The following is a 10704-nucleotide window of genomic DNA, read 5'->3' on the forward strand; positions in this document are numbered from 1 at the left end:
TCGATCGCCGAGCTCCGGCCCACCACCGCAGACCAGTCCACCGGGACACCGTGGGTGTGCAACCGGGCGACGGCGGTCAGCAATTGCTCGGACTCGTTCTCACCCCGGCGCAAAGTCCCCGTCACAACCGCCGACGGGTGGGACTCGAACAGCGTCTCTTCCAGACTGGGAACCAACACCGGATGAGGACTGACCTCCACGAACGTCCCGTATCCAGCCGCGGCCAGCACCCGCGTGGTGTCGGCCATCCTCACCGTCTCCCGCGCGTTGCGGTACCAATACTCCGCACCCAGCTCACGAGTGTCCGTCAGCTCACCGGTCACGGTGGAGTAGAACGCGACACGGCTTTCCCCTGGAACAATCCCCGACAGGGACTCGATCAGTTCGTCCCTGATCCGCTCCACATGCACGGAATGTCCCGCGCCGTCCGCGGCCATCCGGCGGACCCGGAAGCCCTCCGCCTCGCCCGCCGCGACCAGTTCGGCCACCGCCTCGACGTCGCCGGACACCACCACCCACGAGAGCCCGTTGACCGCCGCGACGGACAGCCGTCCCTCCCACCGGGCGAGCAGCGATTCCACCTCGGCCAGCGGCAGCCGTACCGACGCCATTCCGCCCCGCCCGGACAGCGCCTTGACGAACAGACGGCTGCGGACGGCGATGATCCTGGCGGCATCCTCCAGCGACAGTCCGCCCGCCACGCACGCCGCGGCGATCTCCCCCTGCGAGTGGCCCACCACAGCGGCAGGCGTCACGCCCAGCGACTGCCACAGGTGCGCCAGCGACACCATCACCGCCCACAACACCGGCTGCACCACATCTGTCCGCTCCAGTGCCGCCTGGTCCCCCAGCACCTCCAGCAGATCCCACTCCACGAAGGGCGCCAACGCCTGGGCGCACTCCCCTATCCGCTCCGCGAACACCGGCGAGACCGCGAGCAGCCCCTGGGCCATCCCGACCCACTGTGAACCCTGGCCGGGGAACACGAACACCACACCACGCCCGTCGGCCGTGCCCTGGCCGGTCACCACACCCGCACCAGGCGCCCCGGACGCCAACCCGGCCAGCCCCGCGATCAACTCGTCCCGGTCGGCGCCCAGAACCACCGCCCGATGCTCCAGACCCGCCCGGGTCGACACCAGCGCCGCACCCACACCCACCAGGTCCAGCCCCGCAGCCGCCTCCACATACGCCGCCAGCCGCCGCGCCTGCTCCCGCAACGCAGACTCCGACCGCCCCGACACCACCCACGGCACCACCGACGACAACACCACCGGCCCGGACGACTCCGCAGGCTCCCCGTCAGGGACCCGCACGGGCGCTTCCGCCAGTACCAGGTGGCAGTTCGTTCCGCCCATCCCGAACGCGCTCACCCCGGCCACCAGTCGCCGGGACCGCTCGGGCCAGTCCGCGAGCTGGGTGTGCACGCGCAGGTGAAGCTCGTCCAGCGGGATGTCGGGGTTGGCTTCCACGAAGTTGAGGCTGGGCGGGAGCAGGCGGTGCCGGAGGCTCAGTACCACCTTGAGCATGCCTGTGATGCCGGCCGCGCCCTCCAGGTGACCCACGTTGGTCTTGACGGAGCCGACCAGCAGCGGGGAGTCGGCCGGACGCCGGGTGCCGAGCGCGGCGCCGAGCGCGGCGGCCTCGATCGGATCGCCGACCTTGGTACCTGTGCCGTGCAGTTCGACGTACTGCACCTCGGTGGGATCCACCGAGGCTCGCTGGTACGCCTCTTGGATGACGTCTGTCTGGGCCGAGCGGCTGGGGACGGTCAGGCCACTGCCGTCGCCGTCGCCTTCGCCCTCGTTGTTGACGGCGCCACCGGCGATGACGCAGTAGATCTTGTCGCCGGCGGCGAGAGCGTCGGCCAGTTTCTTCAGGACGACCACGGCGCCGCCTTCACCGCGGGCGTAGCCGTTGGCCCTGGCGTCGAACGTGTGGCAGCGCCCGTCCGGTGAGAGTGCCCCGATCTTCCACGCGCTGACGGTGCTCTCGGCCAGGATGTTGACGGTGACCCCGCCCGCGATGGCCAGGGTGGACTCGCCGCGCCGCAGACTCTCGCAGGCCATGTGGACGGCGACCAGGGACGAGGACTGCGCGGTGTCCACCGTCAGGCTCGGTCCGCGCAGTCCGAGGAAACGCGAGACGCGGTTGGCGATGATCGCGCGGCTGGACCCGGTCAGGGTGTGCTGGCCGATCGTCTCCTGTCCGAGACGGCCCATCAGGACGGCGTAGTCGTCCCCCATCGCGCCGACGAATACGCCCGTACGGCTGCCGCGCAGGGTCGCCGGGACGATCCGTGTGTCCTCCAGAGCCTCCCAGCTCAGTTCCAGCAGGAGCCGCTGTCGCGGGTCCATCGCCACGGCCTCTTTCGGGGAGATCCCGAAGAAGTCCGCGTCGAAGTGGTCTATCTGGTCGAGGAACCCGCCACGGCGGGGGGAGTGCGTGTCGCCGACCCACCGGTCGTGCGGCGCTTCACCGATCGCGTCGACGCCGTCGCGCAGCAGCCGCCAGAACTCGGCCGGACCGGCCGCTTTCGGCAGGCGGCAGGACAGGCCGACGACGGCTATCTCGCCGGCATCGGCCTTACCGTCCGTGAGTGCTGCGTCAACACCATTCATCGCTGCCCCTTGCCGACAAGACCTGGGTGGATTCGCGCTTTTGGGAGTAAACATGTGGGCCGGATCGGCTCCGTAGGTTCGCCAGCCCAAAACACCGAGCTGATCCTGCGTTCAAGAGCCGAGCAGGCCCGCCGCCTGGGAGTGGCCGTCAATACCGACGGGGCGGAGCGGGGCTCGCCAAGCGGGCACGAGCGCGTCGCGCCGGGCGGGATCAGCTTCGATCCCGGCGCTGTCGCACCTCTGTGCCGTCACCGTTCTCACGGCACACCCCAGTGCCGTCACCGTTGTCACGGCACACCCCAGTGCCGTCACCGTTGTCACGGCACACCCCAGTGCCGTCACCGTTCTCGCGGCGCACAAGATCCCGAACATGCGGGCAGGCACCGCCGATGCCCTCCGTGCGGATCCCGTCCGCCCCCGGAGGGCCTTCTTCCGCGTCGCCCCGGAGCCCCGGAGCCCCGGAGGTTCGAGTTCAGCGTGTTTCGATGTGCCGCCAACGCAGCAGACAGTGCCCGGTCGACATACCCCCACCGAACGAGGTCAGCACAACGAGATCCCCGTCGTTCAGCGCACCCTCGCGATGTGCGGCATCCAAAGTCACCGGCACAGACGCGCTGCCGACATTGCCGTAGCGCTCCACGGTGCGGTGCAGGCGGGCGTTGGGGAATCCGGACTGCTTGTCCAGTTCGTCGAGGAGTGCGCCGTTGGGCTGGTGGGGGACGATGTGGCTGACTTCGGTGGGCGGGACTCCGGCCTCTTTCACGAGGTGGGCGAGTGCCGGCGGTATGTGTTCGAGGACGAATTCCCGGACGAGTCGGCCTTCCATCCGGAAGAAGTGCCCGCCGTCGTCCACTGTCTGGTAGGAGGCTGGCCTGCGGGTTCCGCCGGCCTCGATGCGGATGAGCCGCTGGAGGTCGCCGCGTGCCGCCAGGTCGATGCGCTGGATGCCGTAGTCGTCGCCGACCTGTCCGACGACGACCGCGCCGGCGCCATCGCCGAGCAGGGTGGCGGTGCGGCGGTCGCTGAAGTCCAGTGACCGGGAGTACAGGTCGGCGGCGACGACGAGCACGCGTCGGCCTGAGCGTTCGGCGATGAGGCCCTGGGCGAGGGCCAGCGCGTAGACGAAGCCGCTGCAGACGACGTTGACGTCGAACGCGGCGGCGCGCCGGGCGCCCAGGAGGTGCTGGACGAGGTAGGCGGTCGGCGGTTGCGGGGAGTCCGGTGTGGACGTCGACACGATGATCATGTCGATGTCGTCGGGGGTCAGTCCGGCGGAGTCCAGCGCGGCGCGGGCGGCGTGGGCGGCGAGGTCGGAGGTGGCCTCGTCGGCGGCGGCGAACCTCCGTGCCTCGATCTTCGTCTTGGTGACGATCCAGTCCTCGTTGACGGCGACGCGCTCCGCGATCTCCGCGTTGGAGACCTCGTTCTCCGGCAGGTACGAACCAATTCCCAGGATGCCGACGGGCATGCCAATCTCCTTGTGAACAGTCGGGGGCTCGCGCGGACCGTCGGGGCCCGGGAGCGGTCAATCCCGGTAGTTGTGGAAGCCGATCCCGGTCTTCTTGCCCAGCATTCCGGCCTCGACCATGCGTGACAGGAGAGGGGGCGGGGCGTGGAGCGGTTCCTTGTACTCGTCGTACAGGCTGTTCGCGACTTGGGCGATGACGTCGAGGCCGATGAGGTCGACCAGCGCCAGCGGTCCCATGGGGTGTCCGCAGCCGCCCGCCATGGCCCGGTCGATGTCGGTGGCCGAGGCGACGCCCGCCTCGACCATGCGGACGGCGGACAGCAGGTAGGGCACCAGCAGTGTGTTGACCAGGAAGCCCGCGCGGTCGGGTGCGTGGATGACCTGTTTGCCGAGGGCGTCGCCGAGGAACTCCTCGGCCCGGCGTACCGTCTCGTCGTCGGTGAGCAGGGTGGGGACCAGTTCGGCGAGCGGCATGGCGGGTGCCGGGTTGAACAGGTGGGTGCCGATGACTTTGGCGGGCCGTGAGGTGGCGCGGGCGAGGCGGGTGATGGGGAGCGACGAGGTGACCGAGGCGAGGACGGCGTCGTCGTCGGTGACGGTCCGGTCCAGTGCGGTGAAGATCTCCCGTTTGAGGGGTTCTTGTTCCGGCGCGCACTCCACGACGATCCGGCAGTCGTGGAGTGCGCCGAGGTCGGTGGTGAACGAGGTGTGGGAGAGTGCCTCCTTGCGGTCGGTCTCGGTCATGCGGCCCTTGCGCACGCTGCGGTCGAGTGAGGTGGCCAGGCGTTCGCGGGCGCTGTCGGTCGAGGTTTCGCGGCGTCCGTAGACCACGACGTCGAGCCCTCGGACGGCGCAGAGTTCGGCGACGCCGGTGCCCATCACCCCACAGCCGACGACTCCGACGCGGCTGAGCCACTCGGGCGGGTTCATCGCGCACCTGCCGCGGCGGCCCGCTGGAACAGGGTGATGCGGTCCTCCCCGATGGCGGCGCGCCGCTGCGGGTCGGTGATGCCGGTGCCGGGTTCGGGGGCGAGGCAGAGCACGCCGACCTTCCCCGCGTGCGCGTTGGTCTGGACCAGTCGGGCGGCCTCGCCGACCGCCTCCAGCGGGTGGACCTCGCTGAGCGCCGGCTGGAGCCTGCCGAGCGACAGGAGCCGGTTGCACTCGGCGTGTTCCTGGAGGTTGGAGGAGTGGCTGCCGACGATCCGCTTGAGCCGCATCCACAGGTAGCGGTTGTCGAAAGAGTGGTCGTAGCCGCTGCTCGATCCGCAGGTGACGACCGTGCCGCCGCGGCGGACCACGAAGACGGAGATCCCGAACGTGGCTCGCCCCACGTGGTCGAAGGCGATGTGCGGGTCCTCGCCGACCTCGCGCCGGATGATCGACCCCAGCCGCTTGCCCACCTCGATGGTCTGCTCGGGGGTGGGCCGGCCGTCCGCCGGCATGCCCAGTTCGTTGCGGTCGATCACCACGTCGCAGCCCAGTTCGCGGGCCAGGTCGACCTTCTCCGGCGAGCTGACCACGCCGACGGCGATGCCGCCGCCGTTGCGCACGAGCTGCGCCGCGTACGCGCCGAGACCGCCGGCGGCGCCCCAGATCAGCACCACGTCGCCCTGCTTCATGCGCGCGCCGCGGTCGCTGACCAGCATCCGGTAGGCGGTGTTCGCGCACAGCGGGTTGCTCGCCGCCTCCTCCCACGTCAGGTGCGCCGGCTTGGCCGCCAGTTGGCTCGCGCGCACCACCGCGTAGTGGGCGAGTCCACCGAAGTTGGTTTCGAACCCCCACGCCCGCTGGTCCTCGCCGAGGATCCCGTCGGCGTGCGCGATCGGCTCCTCGCCGTCGACGTGCATCGGGCTGACCACCACGTGGTCGCCGGTCTTCCACCGGCGGACGCCGGACCCGGTGCGGACGACCACGCCGGCCGCGTCGGACCCGATCACGTGGTAGGGCTGGTCGTGCCTGGCCTCCCAGCCGCCCCGGCGGCCGAGCTGGCGCAGGAACCTGAACGTCGGGATCGGCTCGAACATCGCCGACCAGACGGTGTTGTAGTTGATCGAGCTGGCCATCACCGCGACGAGCACCTCGTCCGGCGCGAGTTCGGGCATCGGTACGTGTCCGACCCGCAGCGACTTCCGTACGTCCTTGTCGGCGACGCCGTCGAACATGTCCACGTCCTCGGCGCGCAGGTGCGCGGCGAGGTACTCGGGCGGCAGCGCGATGCGCTCCAGCTCCTCCGGCGGGGCGCCGGCCAAGACGGCCTCGGACAGTGTGTCCATGGTGTCCTCCTTCGAACTCTCGACCGGCTAGATGAGGATGAGCGACGGGCGTTTGCCCCAGAGGGCGAGGCTGTAGTCCTCCAGCAGGGTGGGCCCGTGGAACGAGACGTGGCGGCTGCCGACGCCGAGGTCGCGCCAGTAGCGCTGGAGCGGATTGCTCAACGCGAAGCCACGCGTTCCGCTGATGTCGAGGAGCTTTTCCATGCCCTGGCGGGCGAGTTGGACCGACGTGGAGGCGTGCATCCTGAGGTCGGCGCGTTCCAGCCACGGGACGGGTTCCTCGTAGGCGACGCCGTCGAGCCGGCCCATGGCGTGCATGAGGTGGAGCATGCTGCTGTCGATCAGGTGCGCCGCTTCGGCGAACCACAGGCGGATGCCCGCTGATTCGACGGCGCCGTTGACCCGGTAGTCGGTCTGCGCGTCCTTGGGGAGCGAGTCCTTCAGGAGCGTCTCCCGAACGACGTCGAGGGCGCCCTGGGCGGCGCCGACCAGCGCCGCGAGTGTCGTCAGGCTGGCCTGGACGAAGTAGGTGGGCCGGTCGTCCTCGTCGAGGGCGAGTACCTCGGCGACGCGGAACTGCCGGGTCCGGTGTTCGGGGACGAACACGTTGTCGATGACGAGCCCGTGCGTTCCCGTGCCGCCCATGCCGGTCACGTTCCAGCTCCGTTCGACCGTCACGTCGCTCATCGGCATCATGCAGCTGAACACGTGGTCCTCGTCGCCTCTCTTGACCGGGATCGCGCTCACGAGCGCCCAGTCGGAGATCTCGGCTCCCGTCGCGTAGCGGCAGTACCCGGAGAGCAGGAAGCCGCCCTCTGTCGGTGTCGCCACAGATCTGGTCTGGTCCACGGCGGTGGACAGCATCAGCGTGTCCGGCCGGCCGTCGAAGGCCTCCGCCATCGCCGCCTCCGAGACCACGTTGCAGAGCATCGTCGACGCCGCCTCGGCCGCGACGACCCATCCCGCCGACGCACATCCCCTGGCCACCGCCGCGATGACGCGCGCCTGGGCGGACAGGTTGAGGTCGTGGCCGCCGAACTTCGCCGGGGTCGTCAGCCGGAAGAGGCCCGCGTCGCGCAGCGCCGTCACGACCTCGGGCGCGAGGGTGGAGTCGTGTTCGGAGCGTGCGGAGTGGGAGCGCAGCATCGGGATGAGTTCGTGGGCCTTCGCGAGCGGGTCGTCCGGGGCGGCCGGCTCCGGGGCGGCGGAGTCTGCGGTCATGGTTTCTTCTCCTAGGGAGGTGTCGGAGTTCTGCGTGCTGGTGTTCCGCGAAGAGCCGAGCGCCAGGGCGCCTGGGGCCGATGCCTCAGAGCGCGAACCCGTGCCGGCGGGCCAGCTCGCGGATGTCGCGCAGGCGGGACCGCGTGACCTGGGCGCCGTACTGTTCGGGGCCGGCGTCGGCCAGCGCCAGCACGACCGCCTCGGCCATGCCCGCGAACAGCTCTCCGTCGCCGAGGCCGCCTCGTGCGCCGGCGGGCAGGCTCGCCCCGCCGGGTGCCGTCAGGATTCCGCTGCGGACGTAGTGGATGCCGGCACGGAGCAGGGCGGCGCCGTCCACGGTGCTCGCCGGTACGGCCACGTCGCAGACGACCGCGCCCGCACGGAGGTACTCGCCGGTCAGCGCCGGTGTCGGGCTCGTCACCGCCGACAGCACCAGGTGCCCTTCCGCGAGCGCGGAGAGGTCGTCGGTGACGACGACGAAGGGATCGGTTCCGTACCGGTCCTCGACGTATCGGGCGATGAGTTCACCGCTGGGTTCGTCGCCGGGGCGCTGTTCCCGCAGCCAGCCGTCGATCAGTGGTTCTTTCCGCAGCAGCGCGGGGATGCCCGACAGTTCCCCGCCGTCGGCGACGCACGACCAGGCTTCCTGGTAGACCCGGTGGGCCGCGGCGCGCAGCCGGGCCTCGCTGCCGTCGCGGCCGCTGCCCACGAGGACGATCTTCGAGACGTGCTCCGCCGCGAGTGCCGCGCAGGTGGAGCCGGTGCGCCCGGCCCCGCCGAGCACGGCCAGGGTGAGCCCGTCGAGTCCGCCGTGATGTTGCTCGGCGGCGGTCGTCAGGTCCCGCAGCACAGTCGCCGCGGTGAGCGCCAGGCCGGAGCCGGCCGTCATCCCGGGGACGCGGACGGCGCTGCGGTCGGTGACCGCCCCTGCGTGGAGGCCGATCGCGGCGATGTCGCAGCCGAGGCCCTTGATGATGCGCAGGTACGCCTCGATGTCCTGCCGGATCTCGTCGTGCTGTCCCAGCCGGATCCGCTCGGCCATCCGCTGTGCCGTGACGGTCAGCGGGAACACGGTGAGTTCCACCGACGTGCCGAGCGGGGAGTCGATCCGGGTCGGCGGCAGGGGTGGCATCGCCTTGAGCGGTTCGATCCTGCGGCCGTACAGCTCCAGCCGGTCGTCGTCCAACTCGCCGAGCGAGGGGTCGAGTTCACGCAGTGTGCCAGGCGTCAGCAGGTAGCTGATGACGGCGACCTTGCGTGCCGGGCGCTGGTCGTCCGGCGGGGCGGCCTGGTCTGCGGGGGCCGCGGAGAAGTCCCTGACGGCGACGGCGGGCCTCGTCTCCGGCGAGATCACCGGGTGGACGAGGTGCAGCGCGTCCTGGTTGCGCAGTACCACGCAGAGTTCGGTGAGCGCTTCCTTCAGCCGGGCGATGTCGTCGTCACCGAGATAGATCGAGGGTTCGATGCGGAGCACGTTGGGTGCGCTGCCGGTCGGCAGCATGCGGATTCCGTGCACCCGCAGCAGGTAGCCCGCGACGACCTGGCCGAAGGTGCCGGACAGCGCGTGCTGCCTGATGATCGCGGACGTCGCGGTGTACGGGCCGGTGAACTCAAGGCCGATCAGCAGCCCGCGACCGCGGACGTCGGCGATGACGTCCGGATACTCACCGGCGAGAGCGCGCAACATCTCCAGCAGGCGTTCCCCCCGCTCGGCGGCGCGCTCGTAGGCTTTCCCGCCGTCCGCCTCCAGGAGGCGCAGCGTCCTGAGGGCGATGGCGGTGGAGAAGCCGTCCCGGCCGAACGTCGAGCTGTGGACGAACTCGAACTCCTTGCGGTACAGCGACTCGCGGACGAGGGTCGCGGACACCTTCGCGAGCCCTCCGCCCAGTGACTTCGACAGGGTGAAGTAGTCGCCACAAAAGCCGTTGAGCGAGCCGGCGAAGAACGCTCCGCAGCGGCCCATGCCGCTCTGGATCTCGTCGACGATGATCGGGCAGCCGATGTCGTCGCAGATCGCCCGGACGGCGGCGGCGAACTCCTCGGTGAGGACGTGAATACCGCCCTCGCTCTGGACGGGTTCCACGATCAGGGCGGCGAAGACGGGGAAGTCCCGCTCGACGATGTCGATCCGGCCGTCGCCGACTACGACGTCGTACACCGTGGCCCGTTCCTCGTCGGCGATCGCGCGGAGTACCCCCGGCTGGTCCGGCGGTACGAACCGGGTGGCGAGGCCGAGGGCCGCGAACGGCGCGCGGTAGGAGGGGCCGTGCGTCAGCTGGACGCTGCCGACGAGCTTGCCGTGGAAACTCCGCTCCAGGGCGAAGAAGACCGGGGGCTTGCCGAGCTTCTCCCGGTTGCCCGCGAGCAGTTCGGCGAGCGCGCTCTCGAACTCCTCGACGGTGGCGGGCGCCGGCCGGCCCGAGGGCAGCGGTGACAGTCCGTCGGACAGTTGGACCGCTCCGCTGCGGACGGCGGCGATCGCGTTTCCGGCGTTCCACTCGATTTCCTCGATCAGCCGCATCGCCTTGTGCAGCCGGTCGAACTCGGCGTGTTTGACCGCTCCTTCGACCGCCTCCGCGCCGGAGTTGGCGAGAGATATGAGGTAGTCCTCCGTGCCGGGGAACTCGCGGTGGATGATCTCGTTGAGCAGGCGCCCGACCTCGTCGGCGCCTTCGTGCACGGACACCTGGGTGTGGACGGGTGAATCGGCGTCCAGGAACTTCTTCGCCTCGGCCACGAGTTCCGGATGATTGTGTCCGAGGATCAGCGATCCGACCCCGCTCAGGAGGTCCAGCACAGCGACCTCTGTACCGTCGCTCGCTCGGTGGAACAGGGTGTCGCCTTTCGCCCGGACGTATTCGACATCGGTCCCGAAAGCGCCGAGCAGTTCGGTCAGGCACGAGTCGGAGAAACGGGTCGGACCTGCCACGGTGGCTCCTCACGTGAATCAGGTGGTGGCTGCCGCAGACCGGTCCCCGGTCCTCGGTGCCTTGGCATCGTCGGGGGCCTGGTGACGCACCGGCAATAGCCGGTTCGGGAAGCACGACCTGTAACGCGCGCCCGTGTTACGGGTCGGATTTCCCAAAGCCCTGATTGCTCCGGGGCGGGGAAGCTCCGA

6 protein-coding genes are annotated in these 10704 nt (G+C 70.2%); all 6 read right to left on the reverse strand.

Annotated elements, in window-relative coordinates:
* Window positions 1-2621, reverse strand: a 2621-nt coding sequence (locus AQJ67_RS43320; protein ID WP_159058940.1) for a type I polyketide synthase, incomplete at its 3' end; no start/stop codon positions are given.
* Between the two features lie 472 nt (window positions 2622-3093).
* On the reverse strand, window positions 3094-4089 hold the full coding sequence (locus AQJ67_RS43325) for a 3-oxoacyl-ACP synthase III family protein (RefSeq protein ID WP_062725546.1): 996 nt from the start codon (window positions 4087-4089) through the stop codon (window positions 3094-3096).
* A 57-nt stretch (window positions 4090-4146) separates the two neighbouring features.
* Entirely contained in the window at window positions 4147-5019 is an 873-nt protein-coding gene (locus tag AQJ67_RS43330; protein WP_062725548.1) for a 3-hydroxybutyryl-CoA dehydrogenase, read from the reverse strand.
* Window positions 5016-6365: a crotonyl-CoA carboxylase/reductase gene (gene ccrA / locus AQJ67_RS43335; RefSeq protein ID WP_062725550.1), complete on the reverse strand. Its 1350-nt coding sequence runs from the start codon at window positions 6363-6365 to the stop codon at window positions 5016-5018. The genes AQJ67_RS43330 and ccrA overlap by 4 nt, the downstream gene beginning before the upstream one ends.
* A gap of 27 nt (window positions 6366-6392) precedes the next feature.
* The gene (locus tag AQJ67_RS43340) at window positions 6393-7586 is read right to left on the reverse strand and encodes an acyl-CoA dehydrogenase family protein (protein WP_062725552.1); all 1194 of its coding nucleotides are present in this window, start codon (window positions 7584-7586) and stop codon (window positions 6393-6395) included.
* Between the two features lie 85 nt (window positions 7587-7671).
* Entirely contained in the window at window positions 7672-10515 is a 2844-nt protein-coding gene (locus AQJ67_RS43345; RefSeq protein ID WP_062725554.1) for an aminotransferase class III-fold pyridoxal phosphate-dependent enzyme, read from the reverse strand.
* Window positions 10516-10704 lie beyond the last annotated feature (189 nt).

It is taken from the genome of Streptomyces caeruleatus (genome assembly GCF_001514235.1).
Lineage (GTDB): Bacteria > Actinomycetota > Actinomycetes > Streptomycetales > Streptomycetaceae > Streptomyces > Streptomyces caeruleatus.

Excerpts from the sequence above, each read along its gene's own strand:
- AQJ67_RS43330 (WP_062725548.1), bottom strand. The coding sequence starts at position 5,019 with ATGAACCCGCCCGAGTGGCTCAGCCGCGTCGGAGTCGTCGGCTGTGGG.
- AQJ67_RS43340 (WP_062725552.1), bottom strand. The coding sequence starts at position 7,586 with ATGACCGCAGACTCCGCCGCCCCGGAGCCGGCCGCCCCGGACGACCCG.
- ccrA (WP_062725550.1), bottom strand. The coding sequence starts at position 6,365 with ATGGACACACTGTCCGAGGCCGTCTTGGCCGGCGCCCCGCCGGAGGAG.
- AQJ67_RS43325 (WP_062725546.1), bottom strand. The coding sequence starts at position 4,089 with ATGCCCGTCGGCATCCTGGGAATTGGTTCGTACCTGCCGGAGAACGAG.